This window comes from Faecalicatena contorta, assembly GCF_021531895.1.
Lineage (GTDB): Bacteria > Bacillota > Clostridia > Lachnospirales > Lachnospiraceae > JAFBIX01.
In genome coordinates this window covers 13,686-40,535 of sequence record NZ_JAFBIX010000002.1, presented here as the reverse complement: position 1 = coordinate 40,535, position 26,850 = coordinate 13,686, and the positions used below count along the sequence as shown (strand labels likewise).

23 protein-coding genes, 2 pseudogenes and 1 other annotated feature are annotated in these 26,850 nt (G+C 42.4%); of the genes and pseudogenes, 3 read left to right on the top strand and 22 right to left on the bottom strand.

What is annotated here, in order from left to right; all coding sequences use genetic code 11:
- Positions 1–7 precede the first annotated feature (7 nt).
- The 8 genes from JQM81_RS00865 to JQM81_RS00830 form a co-directional block, all read right to left on the bottom strand.
- Positions 8–3,877 carry a DNA-directed RNA polymerase subunit beta gene (locus tag JQM81_RS00865; RefSeq protein WP_235231588.1) on the bottom strand — a complete coding sequence of 1,290 codons (3,870 nt, stop codon included), beginning with the start codon at positions 3,875–3,877 and terminating at the stop codon, positions 8–10.
- 175 nt (positions 3,878–4,052) lie between these two features.
- Entirely contained in the window at positions 4,053–5,669 is a 1,617-nt protein-coding gene (gene ptsP / locus JQM81_RS00860; RefSeq protein WP_235231587.1) for a phosphoenolpyruvate--protein phosphotransferase, read from the bottom strand.
- 25 nt (positions 5,670–5,694) lie between these two features.
- A complete protein-coding gene (locus tag JQM81_RS00855; protein WP_235231586.1) occupies positions 5,695–5,952 on the bottom strand; it encodes an HPr family phosphocarrier protein in 258 nt (85 codons plus the stop codon).
- A 32-nt stretch (positions 5,953–5,984) separates the two neighbouring features.
- Positions 5,985–6,833, bottom strand: coding sequence for a PRD domain-containing protein (locus tag JQM81_RS00850; RefSeq protein WP_235231585.1), 849 nt, complete (start codon positions 6,831–6,833; stop codon positions 5,985–5,987).
- A 25-nt stretch (positions 6,834–6,858) separates the two neighbouring features.
- On the bottom strand, positions 6,859–8,994 hold the full coding sequence (locus JQM81_RS00845; protein ID WP_235231584.1) for a PTS transporter subunit IIABC: 2,136 nt from the start codon (positions 8,992–8,994) through the stop codon (positions 6,859–6,861).
- Between the two features lie 292 nt (positions 8,995–9,286).
- The gene (rplL, locus tag JQM81_RS00840; protein WP_235231583.1) at positions 9,287–9,661 is read right to left on the bottom strand and encodes a 50S ribosomal protein L7/L12; all 375 of its coding nucleotides are present in this window, start codon (positions 9,659–9,661) and stop codon (positions 9,287–9,289) included.
- Between the two features lie 129 nt (positions 9,662–9,790).
- Positions 9,791–10,324 carry a 50S ribosomal protein L10 gene (rplJ, locus tag JQM81_RS00835; RefSeq protein WP_235231582.1) on the bottom strand — a complete coding sequence of 178 codons (534 nt, stop codon included), beginning with the start codon at positions 10,322–10,324 and terminating at the stop codon, positions 9,791–9,793.
- A 44-nt stretch (positions 10,325–10,368) separates the two neighbouring features.
- Positions 10,369–10,505: a sequence feature (ribosomal protein L10 leader region), on the bottom strand.
- Positions 10,506–10,588: 83 nt separating this feature from the next.
- The gene (locus JQM81_RS00830) at positions 10,589–11,584 is read right to left on the bottom strand and encodes a LacI family DNA-binding transcriptional regulator (protein WP_235231581.1); all 996 of its coding nucleotides are present in this window, start codon (positions 11,582–11,584) and stop codon (positions 10,589–10,591) included.
- A 304-nt stretch (positions 11,585–11,888) separates the two neighbouring features.
- On the opposite strand from JQM81_RS00830, the gene JQM81_RS00825 reads away from it, so the two are divergent.
- Complete coding sequence (locus JQM81_RS00825; RefSeq protein WP_235231580.1) at positions 11,889–12,773, top strand: sugar phosphate isomerase/epimerase family protein; 885 nt, start codon at positions 11,889–11,891, stop codon at positions 12,771–12,773.
- 78 nt (positions 12,774–12,851) lie between these two features.
- Here JQM81_RS00825 and JQM81_RS00820 read toward each other — a convergent pair.
- The 11 genes and pseudogenes from JQM81_RS00820 to JQM81_RS00770 form a co-directional block, all read right to left on the bottom strand.
- Positions 12,852–14,111, bottom strand: a pseudogene (locus JQM81_RS00820) (IS1182 family transposase).
- 220 nt (positions 14,112–14,331) lie between these two features.
- A complete protein-coding gene (gene rplA, locus JQM81_RS00815; RefSeq protein ID WP_235231579.1) occupies positions 14,332–15,024 on the bottom strand; it encodes a 50S ribosomal protein L1 in 693 nt (230 codons plus the stop codon).
- Positions 15,025–15,083: 59 nt separating this feature from the next.
- Positions 15,084–15,509, bottom strand: coding sequence for a 50S ribosomal protein L11 (gene rplK / locus JQM81_RS00810; protein WP_235231578.1), 426 nt, complete (start codon positions 15,507–15,509; stop codon positions 15,084–15,086).
- 198 nt (positions 15,510–15,707) lie between these two features.
- Positions 15,708–16,223, bottom strand: a complete 516-nt coding sequence (gene nusG, locus JQM81_RS00805) for a transcription termination/antitermination protein NusG (RefSeq protein WP_235231577.1) — start codon at positions 16,221–16,223, stop codon at positions 15,708–15,710.
- 31 nt (positions 16,224–16,254) lie between these two features.
- Positions 16,255–16,446 carry a preprotein translocase subunit SecE gene (gene secE / locus JQM81_RS00800; RefSeq protein ID WP_235231576.1) on the bottom strand — a complete coding sequence of 64 codons (192 nt, stop codon included), beginning with the start codon at positions 16,444–16,446 and terminating at the stop codon, positions 16,255–16,257.
- Positions 16,447–16,468: 22 nt separating this feature from the next.
- Positions 16,469–16,618, bottom strand: a complete 150-nt coding sequence (gene rpmG / locus JQM81_RS00795; protein WP_083262913.1) for a 50S ribosomal protein L33 — start codon at positions 16,616–16,618, stop codon at positions 16,469–16,471.
- Positions 16,619–16,768: 150 nt separating this feature from the next.
- Complete coding sequence (locus JQM81_RS00790; RefSeq protein WP_235231575.1) at positions 16,769–17,101, bottom strand: nitrous oxide-stimulated promoter family protein; 333 nt, start codon at positions 17,099–17,101, stop codon at positions 16,769–16,771.
- An 8-nt stretch (positions 17,102–17,109) separates the two neighbouring features.
- Positions 17,110–17,493, bottom strand: coding sequence for a YbaN family protein (locus tag JQM81_RS00785; RefSeq protein ID WP_235231574.1), 384 nt, complete (start codon positions 17,491–17,493; stop codon positions 17,110–17,112).
- Between the two features lie 196 nt (positions 17,494–17,689).
- Complete coding sequence (locus JQM81_RS00780; protein ID WP_235231573.1) at positions 17,690–18,979, bottom strand: aminotransferase; 1,290 nt, start codon at positions 18,977–18,979, stop codon at positions 17,690–17,692.
- 186 nt (positions 18,980–19,165) lie between these two features.
- Positions 19,166–19,615, bottom strand: a pseudogene (locus JQM81_RS00775) (Lrp/AsnC family transcriptional regulator).
- A gap of 729 nt (positions 19,616–20,344) precedes the next feature.
- The gene (locus tag JQM81_RS00770) at positions 20,345–21,730 is read right to left on the bottom strand and encodes an MATE family efflux transporter (RefSeq protein WP_235231572.1); all 1,386 of its coding nucleotides are present in this window, start codon (positions 21,728–21,730) and stop codon (positions 20,345–20,347) included.
- A gap of 268 nt (positions 21,731–21,998) precedes the next feature.
- On the opposite strand from JQM81_RS00770, the gene JQM81_RS00765 reads away from it, so the two are divergent.
- The gene (locus JQM81_RS00765; protein ID WP_235231571.1) at positions 21,999–22,511 is read left to right on the top strand and encodes a ferritin; all 513 of its coding nucleotides are present in this window, start codon (positions 21,999–22,001) and stop codon (positions 22,509–22,511) included.
- Position 22,512: 1 nt separating this feature from the next.
- A complete protein-coding gene (locus tag JQM81_RS00760) occupies positions 22,513–22,692 on the top strand; it encodes a (2Fe-2S)-binding protein (RefSeq protein ID WP_235231570.1) in 180 nt (59 codons plus the stop codon).
- Positions 22,693–22,898: 206 nt separating this feature from the next.
- Here JQM81_RS00760 and mmsB read toward each other — a convergent pair whose 3' ends face one another.
- The 3 genes from mmsB to chvE form a co-directional block, all read right to left on the bottom strand.
- The gene (mmsB, locus tag JQM81_RS00755; RefSeq protein WP_420370565.1) at positions 22,899–24,062 is read right to left on the bottom strand and encodes a multiple monosaccharide ABC transporter permease; all 1,164 of its coding nucleotides are present in this window, start codon (positions 24,060–24,062) and stop codon (positions 22,899–22,901) included.
- Positions 24,063–25,601, bottom strand: coding sequence for a multiple monosaccharide ABC transporter ATP-binding protein (mmsA, locus tag JQM81_RS00750; protein ID WP_235231568.1), 1,539 nt, complete (start codon positions 25,599–25,601; stop codon positions 24,063–24,065).
- Positions 25,602–25,676: 75 nt separating this feature from the next.
- Positions 25,677–26,777, bottom strand: a complete 1,101-nt coding sequence (gene chvE / locus JQM81_RS00745; protein WP_331473004.1) for a multiple monosaccharide ABC transporter substrate-binding protein — start codon at positions 26,775–26,777, stop codon at positions 25,677–25,679.
- Between the last annotated feature and the right edge of the window lie 73 nt (positions 26,778–26,850).

The window sequence follows — 26,850 nt, the reverse complement described above, 5'->3', positions numbered from 1 at the left end:
CCCCTTCCTATTCATTATCTGACATATCGTCATATCCATAGTCATCAGTTTCTTCAAATTCCATATCGAAGTCATCATCTTCAGGCTCTTCTTCCACATCTACCAGTTCTTCACCCTGGAATTCCTGTTCTGTGTAACCATGTGCCCCAAGATCATCATCCTGATGGTACCTTCTGTCTCCTTCAATTAATGAGCGGAAATCAGTTTCACCCATATCGGCAGTTTCCATGATCTCTACTTCTGTATTGTCATCACGCAGTACACGTACATCCAATCCAAGAGACTGTAATTCTTTCAACAATACCTTGAAGGATTCTGGAATTCCTGGCTCTGGGATATTCTCACCCTTAATGATTGCCTCGTAAGTCTTCACACGGCCGACAACATCATCTGACTTCACAGTCAGGATTTCCTGCAATGTGTAAGATGCACCATAGGCCTCCAGTGCCCATACCTCCATCTCACCGAAACGCTGTCCACCGAACTGTGCCTTACCACCTAACGGCTGCTGTGTAACCAGTGAGTAAGGACCGGTTGAACGTGCATGGATCTTATCATCAACCAGGTGATGCAGTTTCAGATAATGCATGTGTCCGATAGTTACCGGGCTGTCAAAATATTCTCCGGTTCTTCCGTCACGCAGACGAACCTTTCCATCTCTGGAAATCGGAACACCTTTCCATAATTTTCTGTGATCTCTATTGTCGGACAGATACTGAAGCACTTCTGGAAGCAATTCTTCCTTATGCTTTGCCTCGAACTCTTCCCAGCTTAAATTTACATAATCATTTGCCAGGTCAAGTGTATCCATAATATCATTTTCATCTGCACCATCAAATACCGGTGTTGCAATGTTAAATCCTAATGCTTTTGCTGCCAGAGACAGGTGGATCTCCAATACCTGTCCGATATTCATACGTGAAGGCACACCCAATGGGTTCAGCACGATATCCAGAGGACGTCCGTTTGGCAAAAACGGCATATCCTCTACAGGGAGTACTCGGGAAACGACACCCTTGTTACCATGACGTCCGGCCATCTTATCACCAACAGAGATCTTTCTCTTCTGTGCAATATAGATACGAACAGACTGGTTCACTCCCGGAGACAGTTCGTCACCATTATCTCTTGTAAATACCTTTGCATCAACAACGATACCATATTCTCCGTGTGGCACTTTCAGGGAAGTGTCTCTTACTTCACGTGCTTTTTCACCGAAGATTGCGCGGAGCAGTCTCTCTTCTGCAGTCAGTTCTGTCTCTCCCTTCGGAGTTACTTTACCAACCAGAATATCTCCGGCACGTACTTCTGCACCAATACGGATGATACCTCTCTCATCCAGATTCTTCAGGGCATCATCACCAACACCCGGAATGTCTCGAGTGATCTCTTCTGGTCCCAACTTGGTATCACGTGCTTCTGCTTCATATTCTTCAATGTGGATAGATGTATAGACATCTTCCTGTACTAATCTTTCACTTAATAATACCGCATCCTCGTAATTATAACCTTCCCAGGTCATGAATCCGATCAGAGGGTTCTTACCAAGAGCCATCTCACCATTAGATGTAGATGGTCCGTCAGCAATTACATCACCGGCTTCTACCCGTTCACCCTTGAATACAATCGGTCTCTGGTTATAACAGTTGCTCTGGTTACTTCTGAGGAACTTGGTTAATTTATACTTCTTAAGACTTCCATCGTCCTGACGAACGGTGATCTCTGTAGAAGTAGAGCGTTCTACAACGCCGCCTGCTTCTGCAACAACACATACACCGGAGTCAACCGCAGACTTCTCTTCCATACCGGTACCTACAACTGGTGCTTCTGTCATCATAAGAGGCACTGCCTGACGCTGCATGTTGGATCCCATCAGCGCACGGTTCGCATCATCATTTTCCAGGAAAGGAATCAATGCTGTAGCAACAGAGAACACCATCTTTGGAGATACGTCCATGTAATCGAACATTCTTCTTTCATATTCCTGTGTCTCTTCACGGTAACGACCGGATACATTCTTATGGATGAAATGTCCTTCTGCATCTAACGGCTCGTTGGCCTGTGCTACATGATAGTTATCTTCTTCATCAGCTGTCATATAGACAACTTCTTCTGTTACGACCGGATTGGCCGGATCATCATGATTAATCTTACGATATGGTGCCTCAATAAATCCGTACTGGTTGATTCTCGCATAGCAGGCAAGAGAGTTGATCAGACCAATGTTCGGACCTTCAGGTGTCTCAATCGGGCACATTCTTCCATAATGTGAATAGTGAACGTCTCGAACCTCGAATCCGGCACGGTCTCTTGACAGACCACCTGGACCAAGAGCAGACAGACGTCTCTTATGGGTCAACTCACCCAGTGGGTTGTTCTGATCCATGAACTGTGACAACTGAGAAGAACCAAAGAACTCCTTCACAGCAGCTGTAACAGGCTTAATATTGATCAGTGACTGTGGTGAGATACCTTCCAGATCCTGGGTTGTCATTCTTTCACGGACAACTCTTTCCAGTCTGGAAAGACCTATTCTGTACTGATTCTGTAACAACTCACCTACGGAACGGATACGTCTGTTGCCAAGGTGGTCGATATCGTCATCATTTCCAAGACCATATTCCAGATGAATATTGTAGTTGATAGATGCCAGGATATCTTCTTTTGTGATATGCTTTGGAATCAGATCATGGATATCTCTCTTAATCGCATCTTTCAGCTCATCAACATCACCGGCGGTCTCTTCCAAGATACCTGCCAGAACCGGATAATATACCTGTTCGGTAACTCCGACTTCCTTCGGATCAATATCTACGATTGCTGCAAGATCAACCATCATATTAGAAAGAACCTTAATATTTCTCTCTTCTTCCGGTCTTTCGATCCATACATATGGAATGGCTGCATTCTGAATCTGATCTGCCAGTTCTCTGGTAATCTTAGTTCCGGCTTCTGCAATTACTTCTCCTGTAATTGGACTCACAGCATCCTCTGCCAGCACCTGACCAGAGATACGGTTCTTAAGAGCCAGCTTTTTATTGAATTTATATCTTCCTACTTTTGCAAGGTCATAACGTCTAGGATCAAAGAACATACTGGTAATCAGACTCTCTGCACTGTCCACTGCCAACGGTTCGCCTGGACGGATCTTCTTATATAATTCCAGAAGACCTTCCTGATAGTTTGTAGCCGCATCCTTCTCAAAACTTGCAAGGATCTTCGGCTCCTCTCCAAAGAGTTCAACAATCTCTGGATTTGTACCAATTCCCAGCGCACGAATCAACACGGTGATCGGTACTTTTCTTGTTCTATCTACACGTACATAAAAAACGTCATTGGAATCCGTCTCATACTCCAGCCATGCACCACGGTTCGGGATAACAGTAGATGAATACAGTTTCTTACCTACTTTATCATGTGCAATTGCATAATAGATACCTGGGGAACGCACTAACTGGCTTACGATAACACGTTCTGCTCCATTAATTACAAACGTACCTGTACTGGTCATCAACGGCAGATCTCCCATGAAGATTTCATGCTCGTTGATTTCGTCTGTCTCTTTGTTATGAAGTCTTACTCTTACTTTTAATGGTGCCGCGTAAGTCGCATCACGCTCTTTACACTCTTCGATTGTGTACTTCACGTCTTTTTCACACAAAGTGAAATCAACAAATTCCAGGCTTAAATGACCACTGTAATCAGTAATCGGGGAAATATCATCAAATACTTCATTCAACCCTTCATCCAGGAACCACTGATAGGAATCCTTCTGGACTTCGATCAAGTTAGGCATCTGAAGAACTTCTTTTTGTCTGGAATAACTCATGCGTGAACTTTTTCCACTTTTGATAGGACGAATTCTGTTTTTCTCCATATTGACGTTTCACTCCTCATTTATATTTTAACTAGATTCCGAACGATATCACGGTATAACTTTCCACAATAGCGCATTTTTTACTATATCATAAACTTTTCGAGCTTGTCAATCACTTTTTTTATTTTTTCAAAAAAGGGGCGGAGGTTTTTAAAAACCCCGCCCCTCCTCCCTGCTACAGACGTATCTGCCGGATTAATTTACGGATCGGTAATACGAATGATGGTGATACGGACAGTTCATCGATTCCCATCTTCAGGAACGTCTCTGTCAATGTCATATCTGCGCCAAGTTCTCCGCAGATACCTACCCAGCAGCCATGCTGGTGTCCATTATCTATGGTTGTCTGAATCATACGAAGCACTGCCGGATGGTGTGCATCGTAGATATTATCAAGTTTCATATTCTGGCGGTCGATCGCAAGTGTGTATTGTGTCAGATCGTTCGTTCCGATACTGAAGAAGTCAACTTCCTGTGCCAGCAGATCACTGATCATGACCGCTGCCGGCGTCTCTATCATAATCCCCTGCTCCACTTCTCCGTAACGAATTTCTTTTGTATCCAGTTCTTGCTTAATCTCTTCTACAATCGCCTTGATCTGCCTCACTTCATCGACGGAGATAATCATCGGATACATAATTGCAATATTGCCATATGCGCTTGCACGAAGAAGGGCTCGCAGCTGAGTCTTGAATATTTCCGGTCGATCCAGACAGATGCGGATCGCACGATAGCCCATAGCCGGATTCTCTTCTTCTTCCATATGGAAGTAATCCACTTGTTTATCCGCACCGATATCAAGCGTCCGGACAATCACTTTTTTGCCCGCCATATTTTCTGCAACCGTCTTATATGCCTGGAACTGTGCCTCTTCATCCGGATAATCGTCAGCTTCCAGATACAAAAACTCACTTCGAAATAGGCCGATACCGGCCGCATCATTGGCCAACACCCCAGCAACATCCTTCACACTTCCAATGTTCGCATACAGACGAATCTTCTTTCCATCCTGGGTTACATCTTCTTTTCCCCGGAGCTGCTCTAACAATTCTCTGGCTTCCAGATCTTCTCTTTGCTTCTGCTGCATCTTTGTAAGCACTTCTTCTTCCGGCTCAATGTATAGTTTTCCTTCATAGCCATCCACTACTGCCAGTTTTCCATTCCAGTCTTCCTGAATCTCTACTCCGATCAGCGCCGGGATATTCATGGTTCTTGCAAGAATTGCCGTGTGCGAATTAGAAGAACCATAGCGGGTAACGAATGCTAACAGCTTCTCCTTGTCCATCTGCACCGTCTCACTTGGTGCCAGGTCATCCGCCACAACGATGACAGGTTCTGCTCCCAGATCCCCACCATTATTTCTCCCACTCAGGACATTCACAAGCCGTTCGGATATATCCTTGACATCCACTGCTCTGGCTTTAAAATAATCATCATCCATCTCTGCAAACATTGCAGCAAAGTTATCCCCAGTCGTCGCAACCGCGAATTCTGCATTGACCTGCTGTGTTTCGATGATATTTACTATAGAATCTACATAGTCATCATCTTCCAGCATCATGGCATGAACCTCGAAGACAGCTGCATTGACCTCTCCTACCTCTTTGACTGCTTTCTCATACAGAACATTCAGCTGTGCGATCGCTTCTTCCCGTGCCGCTTCATATCTCCGGAGCTCTGCTGCAGTATCCTGGATCTTCTCTCTCTTTACGGACTGTTCTCCCTTCTGGTAGAAGAAGAGCTTGCCTATGGCAATGCCTTTCAATATTGATTTTCCCTGATAAACTTCCATCTCTGCTACCTCTGGTCTTTTCTGATTATAAGTTTGCCCTGAAAAATGCTTCCATTGCTGCGCATGCCTCTTCTTCATCTGCGCCGTTAACTTCTACAGTGACTTCTTCGCCACATTTTACCCCCATGCCCATCAACATCATCAGTTTTCTGACATCGGCCTGCTTGTCTCCTTTTTTGATCATAATCTGTGATTCATATTTCTTTGCTTCTTTTACCAACATTCCTGCCGGTCTTGCATGGATTCCCACTTCATCTGTAATAACGTAATTAAATGTCTTCATAATTTTAATCTCCTTTTTGTTTTTATTCTTTCCTATTTATTATCAGAACTTTCTCGTTCATCACTTGTTACTCTTTCAATATGCATGGCCAGATATCCGATCTCCACTTCACTTAGATTACACTTCAGACTTTTTCCAACCCGCTCGCAGATAACCTTCGCTGTCCGGAAAGCCTGTGGAAACTTAATTCCCATGTAATCATTCATGTTCACCTTAAGCTGCTCTCCACTGATTGCCCTTGCAACCATATATCGTATATGATTCATCAGACGATTGTAAGACAGCGACATGACATCGATTGGCCTTCCAATCTCTTCTTCCACCAGCGAAATACATTCCCGGACTGCGCGCGCCATCTGCATAGCCTGCGACACTTTCTCATCTTCAATCGCCGAATGAATATGAAGTGCAATATAGCCCACCTCATCTTCATCGATCCGAAGATTCATTTTTCTTGCCAGGATCGGTGCAATACAGCTTGCAGCCTTGAATTCCATATGGAACAGAATTCGGATATCTTCTGTTAACGGATTGCTGATCTGCTCACCGTTTTTCATTCTCTTTATTGCAAACTCAATGTGGTCTGCCATGGGGAAAAGTATACTTCTGTCAATCTTGCCAAATATTTTCTCTGCCTCATCCAGAACCTCATTCGCAATCTCCAGACATTCCGGCGAGATCTCTTTCACCAGTTCACGGGCATCTCCACGATCTGTGGATGCCTGAAGAGAATAGATGGCATCTTCTTCTCTTGCCTCCACTCTTTCACTCACCTTTTTTCCAAAACCGATTCCCTTGCCCATAATAAGATATTCTTGATGATTCTCGGTCTGAATTCCTATGATCGTGTTATGATCCAACACCTTTTTTATCCTGTACATACTTTTCCCCACTCACACTTTCTCTTTATTCGCAGAAGTCCACTGCAAAAAGCGGTTCACCCGCCTGAATTTCGCCTTCCTTCAACAGGCGGATCTTCTGATTTTCCTCCAGTTCCGTACAAAGTACCGGTGATGCCATAGATGGTGCATTTGCCTGCAGGTAATCCAGATCCATCTTAAGCATCGGCTCACCCTTTTTCACCTTTTGTCCGTTCTCGACTAACACTTCAAATCCATTTCCTTCTAATTTAACGGTATCAATTCCCATATGAATCAGAAGACCAATTCCAGAATCTGTCTGGAATCCAACCGCATGCTTCGTCTCGAACACAAAGCACACCTCTCCGTCTTCCGGTGCGCACACATATGCATCCTTCGGTGTCACAACCGCACCATCGCCCATCATTCTTCCGGCAAAAGCCTCATCCGGTGCCGTCCCTAGATCAGCCGCCACACCCGTTACCGGGCTGGAGATGGTGATCGTCTTCACAACTTTCTGTTCTTTTTCTTCATTCTGGTTCTCTTTTACCGTCTCTTCCTGAACATCAGCCACATATTCTTCATCTGGTGCTGTCTCAAGATAATCTTCCAGATTAGACTTAATAACTGTAACTCTCGGTCCATAGATAATCTGTACTCCATTTCCTTTATGAACGACTCCAGATGCTCCTGTTGATTTCAAGAGTGCGTCATTCACCAGTTCCGCTTTATAGACCGTACAGCGAAGTCGGGTAGCACAACAGTCCACATCTGAGATATTTTTCTTGCCTCCAAGACCCTGACAGATTGTCTGTGACAATTCATCTACAGCAGTTCCTGTCGCTGAACCTTCCCCTTTCTTTCTTGCCTCCACATCACTTCTTCGATATAACTTCACTTCTTCACTGTCATCTCTTCCCGGTGTCTTCAGATCCAACTTTCGAATCAGGAAACCAAAGAGGAAGTAATATACAATAAAGTATCCAATTCCCACGATTACGATCCAGATCCAATTGGTCTTCGCGTTTCCCTGAAGAATACCGAACAAGAACATATCAATCAGTCCGCCCGAGAATGTCATTCCCACTCCAACATGAAAGACGTGCATCAACATATACGCAAGTCCTGCAAACACACAGTGAATTCCATACAAAAGAGGTGCTACAAACAAGAAAGTGAATTCCAATGGTTCTGTAATTCCTGTCAGCATGGATGTCAACGCTGCTGACAGCAGAAGGCCTCCTACTTCTTTGCGCTTCTCCGGTTTCGCTGTTTTGTACATTGCCAAAGCTGCTCCAGGAAGTCCGAAAATCATAAGTGGGAACTTACCAGACATAAATCTTGTCGCAGACACTGCAAAGTGCTCTACCGCAGGATCTGCAAGCTGTGCAAAGAAAATGTTCTGTGCACCCTCAATCGTCTGTCCTGCAACTTCTAGTGTGCCGCCTAATGCCGTCTGCCAGAACGGAAGATAGAACACATGGTGCAGACCGAACGGAATCAACAGACGTTCCATCAATCCATAGACCCAGGTTCCAAAATACCCAGAATTCAATACCACATCACCGATTGCGTAGATTCCGCTCTGCACAACAGGCCATATAAAGTACATTGCGATACCAACTCCAGTGTACACCAAAGAACACACGATCGGAACAAATCTTGTACCGCCGAAGAACGAAAGAACCTGCGGCAATTCAATCTTGTAATAACGATTGTGGAGAGCTGCCACTCCAAGTCCTACGAGCATACCTCCGAACACTCCCATCTGAAGAGATGTAATTCCACATACAGATGTTGTCGCTCCATTCAGCAAGGTCTCTGCTCCGCCGCCAATCTCAATCATCGCACCAATGGATGCATGCATGATGAAGAAAGCGATAACAGCCGCAAGAGCAGCAACTTCCTTCTCTTTCTTCGCCATACCAATCGCCACACCCATGGCAAATATAATCGGAAGATTCGTAAAAACAATATTTCCCGCATCCTTCATAACCAGAAAAATGGCGTTAAATACGGTTCCCTCACCCAGGATTCCGTCCAATCCATATGTTGCGAGCATCGTTGCGTTACTGAAGGAACCACCGATTCCCAGTAACAGTCCGGCTACAGGCAGGATAGCAATCGGGAGCATAAAGGATCTTCCCACGCGCTGTAGCACACCAAAAACTTTGTCTTTCATCTTTTTTCTCCTTTTCCTTTTTGCGTTCAGACATCTATGTACATCAGTAAGAGAGTAGATTCCATAAAAAATGGTATAAAAAAAGGCACTAACACACATAAATATCTTTTACATTTATGTATAGTTAATGCCTCGTTTTTCAAAAAAACAAGTAACATGCTATCACTGATTATTAAATTATCATTTGAAATTGGGTTTGTCAAGCCATTTTTCTGATTTTACAACACTTCTTCTAAAAAGACAAAAAGAGCCATTCCAATTGGAACAGCTCTTTGAAAAATCATCTTTTTGATTATTTAAGGTTAACTTCTGCACCCTCAGCTTCAAGTTTAGCTTTGATTTCTTCAGCTTCTGCCTTAGAAACAGCTTCTTTAACTACCTTCGGAGCTTCGTCAACTACTGCCTTAGCTTCTTTTAATCCAAGTCCTGTGATCTCACGAACAACTTTGATTACTTTAACCTTAGATGCGCCTGCAGATACTAACTCTACATCGAACTCATCTTTCTCTTCTGCTGCTGCAGCTTCTCCGCCTGCTGCTGCAACTACTACACCTGCTGCTGCAGAAACACCAAATTCTTCTTCACATGCTTTTACTAAGTCATTTAATTCTAATACTGATAATTCTTTGATTGCATCAATAAATTCAGCTGTTGTTAATTTTGCCATTTTATTTTCCTCCATTTTTGTTTTATTTTTTTAATTCTTAAATGAAGTTCTTTTCACTAAGCTCGATAACACCTCGCTAAGTTCAAAGAACGGGTTCGCACTAATCTCGAAAATACCTCGATAAGTGCTCTACTCCTCTGCAGCTTCTTCTGCCGGAGCTGCTGCTACACAGTTCTCAGCGCCGCCCTGCTCTGCGATCTGGTTAAGAACACGAGCAAGATTTGTAATAGGTGACTGTAAGCTTCCAAGTAACTTGGACAGTAACTCTTCTCTTGATGGGATCTTGGACAATTCTGTCAGTCCAGCTACATCGTATACTGTACCTTCAATCACACCTGCTTTTAATTCAAGGGCTTTTGCATCTTTTGCAAACTTGCAAAGGATTCTTGCCGGAGCTGTTGCATCATCTTTAGAAATTGCGATAGCGCTTGGTCCTTCCAAGTGTTCGTCTAAAGCTGCGAAATCAGTTCCTTCAAAAGCTCTCTTCATCATTGTGTTTTTACAAACTTTGTAGATGATTCCTGCTTCTCTTAACTGTTTACGCAGTTCTGTATCCTGAGCAACAGTTAATCCGCGGTAGTCTACTAATACAACACTTGCTGCATCCTTGATGTCATCTGCAATAGCCTGTACGATTGGTTGTTTTAATTCAACTTTTGCCACGAATGGTGCACCTCCTTATATTATTTGTCCGACTGCTTATAAGGAATATTCAAAAAACACCCCTATGTCCAAAGACACAGAGGCGTTATAATTCACAAATTCGAATCTAACTTTCCTCGGCAGGCGATTGTAATACTTACGCTTTCGCACCTGCTGTCTTCGGCAGTCACTGATAATTATCATAGCATCGAATCTTCTGTTTGTCAAATGTTTTTCCCGTTTCCTGTGTATTTTTCTGAAATTCATTTAAGCTTGTACGGATTCTCAGGCCGTTCCTCTTTCCACCAGAGAGACCGGAAGCACCACATGTGAATGATTTACTGTTTCAGGCTCAAACAGGAGCTGCATCAGTAATTGAACGGTATTTCTTGCCAGTTCTTCCGTATTCTGCCGGATCGTCGTCAGCGCTGGATAACACTGCCTTGCCAGAGAAATATCATCGTAACCGATCACCTTCACTTCTTCCGGAACTCTGATTCCATTTTGTTGAAGCGCCTGCAATGCCCCAAAAGCTCTTAAGTCATTGGTACAGAAGATTCCATCAAAATTCAGCTTCTTTTTCAGCAGATAATAGGTAAGCCGATATGCCGTATCATACAGATGATAGTTATCATTAAGTGCAACAATCAGCTTTTCTGACTGCGGAAGCTTATAATCATCCAAAGCATCCAGATACCCCCGAAGTCTCGCTCCGACAGCCGGATTATCCTGCTCCTTTCCTAGAAACATAATATTTTTACAACCTTTTCGTATGAGATGCTCTGTCGCCATATATCCACCCAGATAATGGTCGTATTCTACACTGATGATATCCTCCTTGCGGACAGGGGTCCGGTCAATGAAAATAATCGGTATATTCGCATTTCTGGCTTTTCTGGCAATTTCCGGCGTCGGCGATACAATGATGATCCCGGCAAACCGTCTCCGCATACACTCATCAAAGTACCAGTCTGTCTTGTGTATGCTCTCGCTTGTTGTATAAATACATGCTGCATATCCTTTCTCATATAACTGTTCTTCCAGATCTGCCGCCACACTCGTAAACCACTCATTCGTAATATCCTGAATCAGTACCCCAACGACTTTTTCTCGTGTCTTATCCGTAAGCTCATAAGAGCTGTTCCGCACAATATTCAACACTTTTTGTTCTGTTTCGCCGGAATAGCCGCCCTTCTGATTCAAAATACGTGAAACAGTAGCCGTAGATACACCTGCCTGCGCAGCAATATCCCGAATTGAAAATGCTTTTTTATTTCTCATGTGCGATCCCTCCCTCACTCGGACTTACTATGCATTTCCTTTTATTTTTATAGTATTTATAGTAACAAATTTTAATCGATAAGTAAATATTTCTTTTGTTTTACGTAACTTTACTCTCTATTGTTTGTGCAACTCTTTTTGTATTTGTGTAAATTGCATAATATTACGCATTGTTACTCAACTGAATTGTAGAACTTTATTAGCAATATTGACAAATACATTTTTAAAAAGTATGATTAGAATAGATTTCGCGCAACAATATGTAACAAAATAATTTTTTCAAACCGAGAAAGGAGGATATTTCATGAAATACGGAATTTATTTCGCTTACTGGGAGAAGCAGTGGGCTGCAGATTATAAAAAATACATCAAAAAAGTCAGATCTCTTGGATTTGATATATTAGAGATTTCCTGCGCTGCCCTCAAGGATATGACCAAAGCAGAGATGGATGACCTGAAATCCGAAGCAAAAGCTCAGGATGTCATTTTAACTGCAGGCTATGGTCCTTCTGCTTCAGAGAATCTTGGTTCTGCCGATGAGGCTGTCATTAAAAATGCCATCAGCTTCTACACAGATATTTTAAAGAAGCTGGAATATATGGATATCCACACGATCGGCGGAGGTATTTACTCCTACTGGCCAGTGGATTACTCCAAACCAATTGACAAAGAAAGCGATTGGGCACGTAGCGTAAAAAATGTTCGTACCGTAGCCAAAATCGCCGGAGAATGTGGTGTCGACTATTGCCTGGAAGTCTTGAACCGCTTTGAAGGCTATCTGTTAAACACAGCAAAAGAGGCCGTACAATTCGTAGAAGAAGTAGATGTCCCTGCAGCAAAAGTCATGCTCGACACCTTCCACATGAACATTGAAGAGGATAGCATGATTGATGCCATCCTGACAGCTGGGGATAAACTCGGACATTTCCATGTTGGCGAAAATAACCGCCGCTGCCCTGGCAAAGGCAATATGCCTTGGGCTGAAATCGGTCAGGCACTTCGCCGCATCGGTTACGATAAGAACGTAGTCATGGAGCCATTCGTATTAAAAGGCGGAGAGGTCGGAAGCGACATCAAAGTCTGGAGAGACCTCTGCAAAGACGAAGCAATGCTGGATGTAGACGCAAAAAATTCAGTAGCTTACTTAAGACACGTTTTCAGCGGCCCATATTCCGACTATAGCCGTTAATTTTTCAAATGGGGACGTAGTATTTTTGAAAAATACTACGTCCCCATTTCAGACTGTAGACAAAGTTGGTGCTGGAGTTTAACTCCAGCACCAACTTTTCTGTATGAATGGAATTTCTCGTTTCTTTTATTAAAGAGTGCAACATATCATATGCTTTCTGCTCCTTTTTTGCCAGGATTTTTGCCAGCTTCTTTAAATTCATGCATGCGTATGTAAGCCCGACTTTCATTTCCATTCGCGCTTTTCCTTTATATTGTGTATATCGAAAACCATGTTGTTCTTTTGCGGTTCCGAAAATCCGCTCTATGGTTTCTTTACGCAAATCATAGTATTCGTCATATACATACTCATATTTCTTGAAGAAGCCTTTCTTTGTTTGCGGACATTTGTATGGAAACAATGGTTCAATCTGGTCTTCTATCAAGAGATGTGCGATTGCCGGGGTTTTATATCCTGCATCCAAGACCATCATTTCCGGATGATATGATAGTAGCTTGTCATAAAGTGTCTTGAATGTCCGGCTATCATGTTCATTTCCAGGGTGAATGGAATATCCCAGAATCCAGCCATGTTTATCACAAGCAGTTTCAATCCCATATGCAAAAACATGTTTATGTTCTCCTTTACGAAACCACCCACTGTCTGGGTCACTTGTGCTGCATTTTTGTGTTTTTGCTCCTTCCGGGAGGGCATCTTCTTCATTAGAAGGATTCCCGCCTGTAGAAGGTGGAGTTTGGTTATGATCATCTTTATCTTTTAAAGGTTTTTTTCCGTGTGCTTTTCTATCTTCATTGATTTCTTTTTGTAATTCTTCCTCATACCAGAGAGCTTCTTGTTTTGCAATCCGCTTTCTCATTTTTTTGCTGTTTGCGCAAGCTTTTACGTGAGTAGCATCTGCAAAAATAATAGAAGTGTCCACTAGATGATGTTTCATACATTCTTCTAAGATATACGAAAAAATCTGTTCAAACAGATCAGTATCTTTAAACCGGCGTGTATAATTTTTCCCAAACGTTGAAAAATGAGGGACTCCATCTAACATATCAAGACCCAGAAACCATCGGTAAGCAACATTTACTTCAATTTCTTTGATTGTCTGGCGCATACTTCGAATCCCATAAAGATACTGAATAAATACGATTTTAATTAATAAGACAGGATCCAAACTTGGTCGTCCATTGTCTGCACAATACTTATCTTCTACTAAGTCATAAATAAAGTTCCAGTCAATTGCTTTGTCAATTTTTCGGAGAAGATGGTCTCTAGGAACCATGTCATCCATACAAAACATGAGCATTTGTTCTCTTTTTTATCAGCATCTCTTGTCATCATAAGCAATCCCTCCTGTTAAGATTATTATACCATGAAGGGAATAGACAACATAAAACTATCGCGTGGATAACATACACTTTTTTCTTGATAAATTAATTCTCTAAAAAAGAATTGTGGATAACTAAAACATAAGAAAAGCCCGGACTATCATCCGGGACTTTGTCTACAGTCTGAATGCCCCTGCCGATAGGCAGGGGCATCATATATACTCGATTATTTCAATCTCTTAAACAAGCTTTAATGGGTTAACTTTTACGCTCGGTCCCATTGTAGAAGTAAGAACCACGCTCTTTAAGAACTGGCCTTTTACTGCTGCAGGTCTTGCTTTGTTGATTGCATCGATCAGCGTCTGGAAGTTGTCCGCAAGTTGTTCTTCAGTAAATGAAGCTTTTCCTAATGGCACATGGATAATGTTTGTCTTGTCAAGTCTGTACTCAATCTTACCAGCTTTGATCTCCTGGATTGCTTTGGTAACATCCATTGTTACTGTACCAGCTTTTGGGTTTGGCATAAGACCTTTTGGTCCAAGTACACGACCGATACGTCCTACAACACCCATCATATCTGGTGTAGCAACAACAACGTCGAATTCAAACCAGTTTTCTTTCTGGATCTTCTCGATCAGTTCCATTCCTCCAACGTAATCTGCTCCAGCTGCTTTAGCTTCTTCAGCTTTTGCATCCTTTGCGAATACTAAGATACGAACTTTTTTACCTGTTCCGTGTGGCAGTACAACTGCTCCACGAATCTGCTGGTCAGCGTGACGTCCGTCACATCCGGTTCTGATATGAGCTTCGATAGTCTCATCGAATTTTGCTACTGCAGTCTTTTTAACTAATGCCACTGCATCTGCAACATCATAGAGAGTTCCTCTGTCAATTGCTTTTGCAGCTTCAACATATTTCTTTCCTCTTTTCATCTAAATAACCTCCTTGTGGTAATGTCGGGATAACCCTCCCACGATTCTTGTTTACACGTTTATTCAGTAACTTTAACACCCATACTGCGGCATGTTCCTTCGATCATGCTCATAGCACTCTCGATTGTTGCTGCATTTAAGTCTGGCATCTTTGTCTCTGCGATCTGTCTTACCTGTTCCTTTGTGATCGTAGCTACTTTTGTCTTGTTCGGAACGCCTGAACCAGATTTGATGTTGCAGGCTTTCTTAATCAAAACAGCTGCCGGTGGTGTCTTTGTGATGAAGCTGAAGCTTCTGTCATTGTAAACTGTGATAACAACAGGAATAATCAAATCTCCCTGATCTGCAGTTCTTGCATTAAACTGCTTTGTAAATTCAACGATATTTACACCGTGCTGACCAAGTGCTGGACCAACCGGTGGTGCCGGTGTAGCTTTTCCGGCAGGAATCTGTAATTTAATATAACCTGTTACTTTTTTTGCCATTTTAATTACCTCCTTGTGGTACTCCCGGGAATCTTTGTCCCTCCCACTTTTTTGTTTTACTTATTCCACAGTGCCAGCTCGATTGCGCTGCGCTTCATCTCGCTGAGGGCTGTCGCCCTATACGGTTTTCATTATATGTCTGTCGGTGAGCGAGCTCCCCTGCAGCCAATAATGTAACCCGTGCACTGCTTATAGCAGTTACATCTTTTTAACTTCTGCGAAACTTATTTCAACCGGTGTTTCACGGCCGAATAATTCAACATTGATGGTAAGGCTCTGCTTCTGCATGTTCATAGACTGGATAACTCCAACTGTATCTGCCCATGCACCGGCAATTACCTGAACAGTATCGCCCTCTTCAAAATCTACGACAATATTCTCTTCCCTGATTCCCAGCGATGCCATCTCTGCATCCGTAAGCGGAACCGGCTTAGATCCCGGTCCTACGAACCCAGTTACACCTCTTGTGTTGCGGACAACATACCATGTATCATCGTTCATGATCATGTGAATCAGAACATAGCCTGGAAACATCTTCTTCTGCGTCGCCTTCTGGACACCATTCTTCATCTCAACGACATCCTGCATTGGCACCTGAACTTCCAGAATCTGATCTTCCAGATGTCTGTTTTCAATTGTCTTATCAATGTTGGCTTTTACTTTGTTCTCATACCCAGAATAAGTATGAACTACATACCATTTTGCCTCTGACATAAACTCACCTTTCTTGCGTGCAGATTATCAGTTATCTTACTAATAAATCCACTCCGTACTGGGCAATAAAATCAATGATCGCAATGATCGCACCCAGAACTACGGTTACAGAAACAACTGCTGCCGTCTGCTTTGCTACTGTCATCTTATCTGGCCAAATGATTTTCTTAAATTCTCTGCTAAGACCTTTGAACCAGCTTTTCTTCTGCGTCTTATCGCTCATGACACCCACTCCTTTGCAGCGACTATTTTGTTTCTTTGTGCAATGTGTGTGACTTGCAGAACTTACAGTACTTCTTAGTCTCCATGCGTTCCGGATGAGCTTTCTTATCCTTCGTCATGTTGTAGTTACGCTGTTTGCATTCTGTACATTCCAATGTGATTCTTGTACGCACAACTTCCACCTCGCTTTGTTTGTCTAAATTAACTTGTTACTTGGTAGCTTGCGAGGCTACCCTAATTTTAGGCATAAAAAAAAGACCTACTTCCATTCGCTAGGATAGTGTACCATACCACAAGCCAAAAAGCAAGTCCTTTTTCTATATTTAACCCTTTAACGTACTGATCATATGCCAGATTGCCATCCCCGGATGATACAGAAGCATTCGCGGTCCCGAGAAGCGCATGACCTTTCGAATCTCTTCTTGCATCTTTGGCTGATAGCAATGAACCTTGCACTGATTGCAGAAAGTCTTCGTCTCCATGAATGGGCAGCGATCCACCCGCATCCTTGCATAGCGTCGTAATTCTTCACATGCACTGCATAATCCATTCTCCTTGTGCAGATGCCGATGATTCTTTCGGCAATATATGGCAATCATCTGATCTATAACTTGTTTTTCTTTTTCTCGTTTTTGCTGACTATTCTTTGCTGACATCTTATCCTTTATGCCCCTTCCCTGATCGTGCGGATGCATGTAAAGAAATAGATATATTTGAATAGAATCAAAAACAGGATGAATCCTCTGCCATAGACATTCTGCATCGCCGCAAATGCCAGCAAAAGCATTGCAGATGCCGGGAAAAGTATCCCTAGCTTGGTCTTAAGTGTCATCGCTCTGTTTCTTACAAAGCTGTCCAGATGGTTCTGATATAATTTGGTTCCTACAAACCATTCATGAAGTCTTCTTGATCCCTTTGCCAGGCAAAAGGAAGCAAGCAATAAAAACGGCGTGGTCGGAAGCACCGGAAGTGCAACACCTACTGCTCCTATCCCCAGAAATACCACACCTGCTGCCATCCAGATTATTTTTATTGGATTTTTCATCATCTCTTTTTCATCACTTCTCTCCTTGCATATTATTGATAATTAGTTATCGCTAACTCGTGTGTAAAAAAATATTTGCACAAAAATATCCCCCAGGGTAGTTAGTTGTTTCTAACTTCCCAGAGGATATCAAATTTTAATTATCCTGTCAATATAAATACCCGTTTCTTTACTGGATAATATTCTCAATAACTTTCTATTAATTTTTTCCACTCAATAACTTGTCAATACTTACCAGTTTTACACCAAGAACAAAGATCTCTGCTGCCACTGCCAGTTCCTCAACCGTCGGGAAAGATGGTGCAATACGGATATTGCTGTCTTTTGGATCCTTTCCGTATGGATACGTTGCACCGGCACCTGTCATGACAAGCCCTGCTTCCTTCACCTTTGCAACGATTGCTTTTGCACAGCCTTCCATCGCATCAAAGGAGATAAAGTATCCGCCAAGTGGTTTCGTCCATGTACCAATCTCGAGTCCGCCAAGTTCTTTTTCCAGAACTTCTTCTACTTTCTCAAACTTCGGGCGAAGGATATCCGCATGCTTACGCATATGTGCATACATACCCGGCATATCTTTGAAAAAGCGTACATGGCGCAGCTGATTCAGCTTATCATGCCCGATCGTCTGGAACTTCATATATTGTTTTGCGTCTTCAATATTTGCCTCAGAAGCTGCCAGTGCGGCGATTCCGGATCCTGGGAATGACACCTTGGAAGTGGAGATGAACTTCAGAACCATGTCCGGGTTACCTGCCTTAATACATTCATTTAACAGTTCAAGGATCACATCTCTCTTATCATCGTAAAGATGATGAATGGAATATGCATTGTCCCAGAAAATACGAAAATCCTCTGCAGCCGGCTTCAATCTTGCAAATCTTCTTACCGTCTCATCGGAATAGGATATTCCAGTTGGATTCGCATACTTCGGTACACACCAGATTCCTTTGATGGAATCATCCTCAGCTACTAATTTCTCTACCATATCCATATCCGGTCCGGTCTCCAGAAGCGGAATATTGATCATCTCAATTCCGAAGAATTCTGTAATTGCGAAGTGGCGGTCATATCCTGGTACTGGACACAGGAATTTTACATGGTCTAACTTGCACCATGGAGTACTTCCCATAATACCATGTGTCATAGCACGTGATACGGTATCGAACATAACATTCAGACTTGAATTACCATAGATAAGAATATTTCTCTCCGGCACCTCAGACATGTCTGCCAATAATTTTCTTGCATCACTGATTCCGCAGAGAACTCCATAATTTCTGCAGTCTACGCCATCAGAACTTACCAGATCTGATTCACTGGTCAAAACGTCCATCATTCCGATGCTCAGATCAAGCTGTGCTTTTGACGGTTTGCCTCGAGACATATCTAACTTCAGGCCCTTGCCCTTTATATCTTCAAACTGCTGCTCCAGATCACTTTTTAATGCTAATAACTCTTCTTTACTCAACTGACTATATGGTGTCATCGGGGTTCCCTCCTGTATCTTCATTCATTCGTAGCGTCACTATCTGCTATTTTACGTATATATTGAAAAAATGTCAATATATACTTGCATTTTTATTGTATTTACATTGTTGAAAAGCTGACTTTTTCGTTTTGATATGCAACTTCCCATTTCAAAACTTGCAAAACATTCAAAATATAGCTCTTTCTAACCTCTTATTTCTTTTTCAGCATCAATTCCCCGGTGCTCTACAGATGTAGAAAACACGATCAAAGTCTTTGTCCGTCCAAACCTCTGTAGTTCTCCAATAAACTGATCCAATTCAACCGTATCCGGAAACAAGACTTCTAGCACCATCGAATACTCTCCTGTTACACAGTTACATTCGATCACATTGTGGCATGCCTTCACAAATGGATAAAATTCTTCCTTATCTTCCGGCGGAACCTCAAGATGGATAAGCGCTTTGATATGGTAGCCCAGAGCCAGCGGATTAACCTGTGCCTGGTAACCCAGAATATATCCCTCCCGTTCCATCTTTTCAATTCTTGCAGAGACAGCAGGCGTAGACAGATACACCTACTCTGCAATTTCCTTCAATGGCTTTTTCGCTTCTTTCTGTAATATATTTAGTATTGTCCTGTCCACCGGATCCAATTCGTGATGTTTCATATTCTGATACCTTCCTGAGGATATTATTCTGCACAAAGACCTGCGTCCTGTTCATAAAACAAAAAAAGACACAGCCTGTCTTCCGGCTGCATCTTTGCATTCTTCTATCTGTTTCTACTATAAAAATAATATGTAAAATCATAACATCTTGAAGATTTTCTGTCAACGAATGTAAACACTTAATTATTTTAAGCAATTACCCTCTATTCCTTCTTCTGTTAAGCATTTTTGCTTAAATAAATAAATTTTCTTGTCTTTGAAAGCACCTATTGATTTCTTTGAAAAATGCTTCTACCATTGTAGCCAGTTGATGCGCAGCGACAAATAATGCAGCGAAGGAGAGAAGCCATGACAACCTATAACCCTTATACAAATGCCATGGAGACAGCATATAATAAGTAAAAATGGGCATAAAAATACCATTGTCAGTTATAATACGACATGCTCCACACTCGCCTTGCGCCAATGTAGTACAGTTTTAGAAACGGACAATGGTACTCATATATCTTACATCTGTTCTATACATCTATAAATTCTCACAACAAAATCAGTCAGAATACGAACGGGCCATAGCCGCAGGAATTCTGACAATATATGAATACCTTGTCTGTACTTCGACCACTACTACCGTCCATAATCTCACCTCTCTTACTTACTGATATTTGCTATTTTGCTTCTATTATATTAACACAATTCTATCTTTGTCACAACCTTTTACTTCCCAGCCGAAGAATTTTCGTGAAGACAACGCTCCTTTTTGGACGTCTCTACATAAAATGCTTTCCAGAAAATCAACCCTTTCAGCACACTGGAAATGGTAAATGCCCACCAGATTCCATCTGATCCAAGCGCGGTCTTACAGAGTATCCATGCAATCGGCAGGCGAATCGCGGTAAATGTTATGCTGATAATACTGCAAAGCTTTGTATTCCCAAGCCCTGAGATTGCTCCCACTGACATCAATTCCAGACACATAAATGCCTCTCCCAGTCCTATAATCATAAGATAATGGGAAGACATGACAATCTCATCAGGCTGATGGAAAAAGATACTGGAGATTTCTCTCGGGAACAGAAGAAATACTACTGAGATCAGGCCTCCCCAGACGAGCACAGATATCACAGATATTCGGTATCCTTTTCTGACGCGGTCCATCTTCCCTGCGCCATAATTTTGTGCCGCAAATGCGTTCATCGCGGATGAAAATCCATTTGCAACGTTCCATGATATGGACTCTACCTGACCACCCACTCGCAAAACCGCGATTGCAATATCCCCAAAAATTCCTGCCATCCGTGAAAGCAGCATGGAGATCATGCAGTAGACCACCCCCTGAATCGCACTGGGGCCACCAATCAGGCATACACGTTTCATATAGGAGGCATCTATCTTACGGATATAATTTACACTTCTCAGAACATTTGCCTCGGATCTGTCCAGCCGCATGCCTGCTGCCAGAACCCCCACCACGACTATCTGGGACAGAACGGTTGCGATTGCCGCCCCCGCAGCTCCCAGTGCCGGGAAAGGCCCCGGTCCCAGAATCAAGACCGGATCCAATAACATATTCAGCATTAACCCTGTGAAATTCGCTTTCAAGGGGGTCTTGGAATTCCCCTGTGCAGTATACAGGCCCGTTAGCACCAGCCCCAAAAAGGAAAACAGAATCCATCCACAGGCAATCTTAATATAGATATGTGCCGCATTCACTGCATCCTGATGTTCCAGTTGGAAAAACGACACCAAAGACTCTGTGAAAAACCCACATACCAGCCCGAAAAGTATGCCTAAGATTACACATAACTGTATCGCAGCTGCCGCATATGCCTGCGCCTCTCTGCGATTCCCCCGTCCCAGTTCCTGCGCCATATAGACTTGCCCGCCCATCCGCGGCAGTGTTACCACTCCCTGAGACATCCAGATATACATGCTGCCAACGCCGACTCCGGCAAGCACTTCTCCGCCAAGCTGCCCGACCCAGGCCATATCCATGATACTGTAGGCCGTTGACAAAAAAGCCGAAGCCATAATCGGCAATGCAAGTCTGGTCAGGACATTCAAGATAGGACCTTTTGTCAAGGCACCTTCTGTATTAGGCATGTGTTCACAGCTCCTTTCTACTAAGATTCTTCCAACAATTTTTGTGCAACTTCCAGATACCGACAATTTTACATCATATCTTCCACTTGCGCAACTGCCTCCTGGTAATTCAATTATAATAAGTGACACGGTAAATCGAATTGGGGACAGGGATATTTTAATCTGGGACGGAGGAAAATGAAAAAACCCCCGTCCCCATATGGAATTTGCACAAAAAATCTGCTATTATTTAAGAAAATAAATATTAGCAGAAAGAGGGAATATTATCATGTTGGACAAAAAGGTTGTAGAATTGCTGAATCAGCAGGTGAATAAGGAATTGTATTCTGCATATTTGTACCTGGATTTTTCGAACTATTACTATGACCAGGGATTGGACGGATTTGGTAACTGGTATAAGATCCAGGCGCAGGAGGAGCGTGACCATGCGATGCTTTTCATCCAGTATCTGCAGAATAATGGGGAGAAGATTATACTGGAAGCGATTGACAAGCCGGCTGTTGAGTTGGTAAGTGCTAAGGCTGTTCTTGCGGAAGGATTGAAGCATGAGCAGTATGTGACCAGCCTGATTCATACGATTTATGATGCGGCTTATTCTGTAAAAGACTTCCGTACCATGCAGTTCTTAGACTGGTTCGTTAAGGAGCAGGGCGAGGAAGAGACGAATGCTGATAATCTGGTTAAGAAGTTCGAGTTATTCGGAGACGATCCGAAGAGCCTGTATATGCTGGATAGCGAGCTTGGAGCACGTGTATATTCAGCTCCTTCTCTGGTACTTTAATATGAATCCAGATAAGATTATCTGCCCTTGTCATAAGGTAACCAAAGGTGATATCGCCCGCGCCATAGATCAGGGTGCCTCTTCATTTAAAGAAGTCAAAAAGGCCACCAAGGTTAGCAAATCCTGTGGCAAATGTAAAAAGAAGGCTAAAAAATTAACTAAGAAATTATTAGAAAAATAATGGGTATTGCAAAGTCGGGAGAATTATTTGATTCTCCCGACTTTCTTCATGTTTCTATCTTTCTCCTACAATTATGTATAGTTTTTCATATAAGATGTCGTGGGCTTTTGACACTAACACCATATATTATACACAATTTTCGGGTCAAAAACAGGGCCGTAAGCTTTTTAGGCCCACGTCCCTGTAAAAAATAGATTTATTATAGATTATTTTGCACGTTTCTTAGATTCTACGTCGAAGATTACAGCTGCAAGTAATACTGCACCTTTAACAACCTTCTGCCAGTTAGCATCTACACCCATGATAGACATACCTAAGTTGATAACACCCATCAGAGTAGCACCGATGATAACTCCAGGAATTGTTCCGCTTCCGCCGTATGCAGATGCACCACCGATGAAACAGGAACCGATAGCATCCATCTCGTAGCCATCACCTGCAGTCGGGTTTGCAGAATTCAGACGGGCAATAACTACCATTGCTGCAACTGCTGCCAGAAGTCCCATGTTAGCATATGCAAAGAAATATACTTTGTTCGTATTGATACCGGACAGTTCTGCTGCTTTTTCATTTCCACCGATCGCATACAGATGACGTCCGATCGTTGTCTTGGATGTAATATAACCATAGATCAATACGATGACTACAATCCAGAGAAGGATATTCGGAATACCTTTGTACTGTGCAAGTCTCCATGCAAATGCTACGATAACTAAACTGATGATCGCACATTTGATGATATCACTGCTTGCAGGACCTACTGCGTATCCTTTTTTCACTTTTGTTGCTCTTCCACGGAAGGTAACTGCCACAAAGATTAACGCAACAATGATACCGAACAACAGACAGGTAATATTAAGTCCGTCACCATGGAAGAAATCCACAATGTACATATTAAACAGTGCCAGGTAATTCTCCGGCATTGGTGCAATTGTAAAACCGTCCAGAACGATATTGGAAAGTCCACGGAACATTAACATACCTGCCAGAGTTACAATAAATGGAGGTATTCTTCGATATGCAATCCAGAAGCCCTGCCATATACCAATTGCAAGACCAGTAGCCAACATAATAATGATGGTCACAAATACATTCATTCCTTTATTTACCATGAATGTAGCACCTACGGCACCTACAAAACATACAATAGAACCGACACTTAAGTCGATGTTACCACCAGTCAGGATACAGAGCAGCATACCTGTTGCAAGAATGAATACATATGCATTCTGAGAAATCAGGTTATTTACGTTCTGTGGAAGTAACATTCTTCCGCCTGTCTTCCAGGTGAAGAATAAAGTAACAACGACCAGTACAATGACCATTGTATACTTCTTTAAAAATGTAGAAATATTCGCACTCTTCATAATTTATTCTCCTTTGCTTGATTTCAAAATACTTGCCATAATCAGTTCCTGAGTTGCTTCTTCGCCGCTTAATTCTCCTGCAATACGTCCCTCATTCATAACATAAATTCGGTCTGACATTCCAAGAACTTCCGGCAGCTCAGAAGAAATCATAATTACGGATTTGCCCGCCGCTACCAATTCGTTGATGATACAGTAGATCTCGTATTTTGCACCAACGTCGATACCTCTGGTAGGCTCATCCAATATCAGAACATCCGGCTCAGCGAACATCCATTTTGCAAGGAGAACTTTCTGCTGGTTACCACCACTTAAGTTTCCTACGTTCTGTTCAACACTCGGGCATTTTGTCTTTAATTTTACTCTGTACTCTTCTGCCACGGCAATCTCTTTATCTTTATCAATGACACCGTGACTGCTTACACCTGCCAGATTTGCAAGTGTTGTATTCACACGGATTGGATTACTTAAGATCAATCCATTTCCTTTTCTGTCTTCTGTAACGTATGCAATCTTATGTTCAATGGCATCCTGAACGGAATGCAGTTTTACTTCTTTTCCATGAATATATAATTCACCGGAGATATCCTTGCCGTAGCTCTTTCCGAAGATACTCATAGCAAGCTCTGTACGTCCGGCACCCATCAGACCGGAGATTCCCAGAACTTCTCCTTTTCTTACATACATTGATACATTATTTACGACCTTACGGTCTGTGTATACCTGATGGTGCACTGTCCAGTTCTTTACTTCCAGTGCCACCTCGCCTATATTTTTATTCTCTCTCTTCGGGAAACGGTCTGTAAGCTCACGTCCTACCATTCCCTTGATAATTCGGTCTTCTGTAAAGACATCTTTATTTTTATCCAGCGTTTCAATCGTGGAACCGTCACGGATAACTGTAATTTTGTCTGCTACATAAGCAACCTCATTCAATTTATGAGAGATAATAATCGAAGTCATACCTTGCTTCTTGAATTCCAGCATCAGATCCAAAAGTGCCTGAGAATCTGACTCATTCAGAGAAGAAGTAGGCTCATCCAAGATTAATAGTTTCGCATTTTTTGCAAGTGCTTTTGCAATTTCAACAAGCTGCTGTTTACCAACACCGATATCTTTGATCAAAGTACGGGAAGATTCCTGTAATCCCACTCGTTTCAGATATTTATCCGCTTCTCCGTACGTCTTGCTCCAGTCAATGGCGAATTTCTTACCCTGCTCATTGCCCAGATACATATTTTCACCGATCGTCATCTCCGGAACTAATGCAAGCTCCTGGTGAATGATAACGATTCCCTTTGCCTCACTGTCCTTAATATTATGAAATTTACAGATTTCTCCGTTATAAATAATGTCACCTTCGTATGTACCATATGCGTAGATACCGCTCAATACATTCATAAGGGTTGACTTACCGGCTCCGTTTTCTCCAACAAGAGCGTGGATTTCTCCTTCTTCTACCTGCAGATTAACGTTATCAAGTGCTTTTACACCGGGGAAAGTCTTGGTAATATTTTTCATTTCCAATAAAATCTTAGCCAATTGTGTCCCTCCCTTTCTTTCAAAAATGCAGGCGGACATCTGCCCGCCTGCCCGTTCACGCTTACTTCTTACTAACTATTTGATATCAGCTTCTGTATAATATCCAGAATCAAGCAGCATCTCTTCGTAGTTGTCGATTGTTACAACTGTAGGCTCGCAAAGGTAAGAAGGAATGACACCTGTTCCATTGTCATATGTCTCGTTATCATTTGTCTCAGCTTCTTCGCCGCTCATGATAGCATCAACCATCTTAACTGTCTGCTCTGCAAGTTTACGTGTATCTTTGAATACTGACATAGACTGTTTTCCAGCAACCAGATTCTTAACGTTTGGTTTGTCACAATCCTGTCCTGTGATGATTGGCCATTCACCATTGTAGTTTGCTTCCAGAGAGTTCTCAACACCAAGTGCTGTAGAGTCGTTAGAACACAGAACTACGTCAAGGTCTTTGTCTGCATAGTTAGAAGCAAGGATTGCATCCATTCTTGACTGTGCTTTTTCTGTTGACCAGTCAGCTGTAGAACACTCTTCTTTTGTAACCTGTCCAGACTGAACAACTAATTTTCCAGCGTCGATGTATGGCTGAAGAACGTCCATAGCACCACCAAAGAAGAAGTTACAGTTATTATCACCAGGGTCACCTGTGAAGATTTCCATATTGAATGGGCCATCTGCATTGTCAAGATCAAGAGCTTCTACAATATATTCGCCCTGTTTCTGACCTACCAGATAATTGTCAAATGTTGCGTAATAAGAAATTGCAGAAGAGTTCATGATCAGACGGTCATAAGAGATAACCGGGATTCCTTTTTCTTCAGCTCCTTTCAGTGGTGTTCCAAGAGACTCTCCATCGATAGAAGCGATCACTAATGCATCACAATCACCAGAAATCATATTTTCAACCTGAGAAACCTGTGTTGCAACGTCGTTACTTGCATACTGTAAGTCAACTTCGTATCCAGCTTCTTCTAACTGTTTCTTCATGTTCTCGCCATCCTGGTTCCAACGCTGAAGATCTTTTGTAGGCATTGCCACACCAATCTTACCGCTTCCAGCAGAAGTCTCTTTCTCTTCGCTTGAGCTTGAGCTGTCAGATCCACTTGTACAAGCTGCAAGTGAGAATGCCATCACTGCAACAAGTCCGATTGATACCAGCTTTTTGAATCTTTTTTTCATAGTTTTTTCCTCCATTCGATTTATTTGATATTATTACTATAACAACTATCAGACAGGACATGTTTGCAAAGGC

Excerpts from the sequence above, each read along its gene's own strand:
- JQM81_RS00865 (WP_235231588.1), bottom strand. The coding sequence starts at position 3,877 with ATGGAGAAAAACAGAATTCGTCCTATCAAAAGTGGAAAAAGTTCACGC.
- ptsP (WP_235231587.1), bottom strand. The coding sequence starts at position 5,669 with ATGGAAGTTTATCAGGGAAAATCAATATTGAAAGGCATTGCCATAGGC.
- JQM81_RS00855 (WP_235231586.1), bottom strand. The coding sequence starts at position 5,952 with ATGAAGACATTTAATTACGTTATTACAGATGAAGTGGGAATCCATGCA.
- JQM81_RS00850 (WP_235231585.1), bottom strand. The coding sequence starts at position 6,833 with ATGTACAGGATAAAAAAGGTGTTGGATCATAACACGATCATAGGAATT.
- JQM81_RS00845 (WP_235231584.1), bottom strand. The coding sequence starts at position 8,994 with ATGAAAGACAAAGTTTTTGGTGTGCTACAGCGCGTGGGAAGATCCTTT.
- rplL (WP_235231583.1), bottom strand. The coding sequence starts at position 9,661 with ATGGCAAAATTAACAACAGCTGAATTTATTGATGCAATCAAAGAATTA.
- JQM81_RS00830 (WP_235231581.1), bottom strand. The coding sequence starts at position 11,584 with ATGAGAAATAAAAAAGCATTTTCAATTCGGGATATTGCTGCGCAGGCA.
- JQM81_RS00825 (WP_235231580.1), top strand. The coding sequence starts at position 11,889 with ATGAAATACGGAATTTATTTCGCTTACTGGGAGAAGCAGTGGGCTGCA.
- rplA (WP_235231579.1), bottom strand. The coding sequence starts at position 15,024 with ATGAAAAGAGGAAAGAAATATGTTGAAGCTGCAAAAGCAATTGACAGA.
- rplK (WP_235231578.1), bottom strand. The coding sequence starts at position 15,509 with ATGGCAAAAAAAGTAACAGGTTATATTAAATTACAGATTCCTGCCGGA.
- nusG (WP_235231577.1), bottom strand. The coding sequence starts at position 16,223 with ATGTCAGAGGCAAAATGGTATGTAGTTCATACTTATTCTGGGTATGAG.
- secE (WP_235231576.1), bottom strand. The coding sequence starts at position 16,446 with ATGAGCGATAAGACGCAGAAGAAAAGCTGGTTCAAAGGTCTTAGCAGA.
- JQM81_RS00790 (WP_235231575.1), bottom strand. The coding sequence starts at position 17,101 with ATGTCAGCAAAGAATAGTCAGCAAAAACGAGAAAAAGAAAAACAAGTT.
- JQM81_RS00785 (WP_235231574.1), bottom strand. The coding sequence starts at position 17,493 with ATGATGAAAAATCCAATAAAAATAATCTGGATGGCAGCAGGTGTGGTA.
- JQM81_RS00780 (WP_235231573.1), bottom strand. The coding sequence starts at position 18,979 with ATGACACCATATAGTCAGTTGAGTAAAGAAGAGTTATTAGCATTAAAA.
- JQM81_RS00770 (WP_235231572.1), bottom strand. The coding sequence starts at position 21,730 with ATGCCTAATACAGAAGGTGCCTTGACAAAAGGTCCTATCTTGAATGTC.
- JQM81_RS00765 (WP_235231571.1), top strand. The coding sequence starts at position 21,999 with ATGTTGGACAAAAAGGTTGTAGAATTGCTGAATCAGCAGGTGAATAAG.
- JQM81_RS00760 (WP_235231570.1), top strand. The coding sequence starts at position 22,513 with ATGAATCCAGATAAGATTATCTGCCCTTGTCATAAGGTAACCAAAGGT.
- chvE (WP_331473004.1), bottom strand. The coding sequence starts at position 26,777 with ATGAAAAAAAGATTCAAAAAGCTGGTATCAATCGGACTTGTTGCAGTG.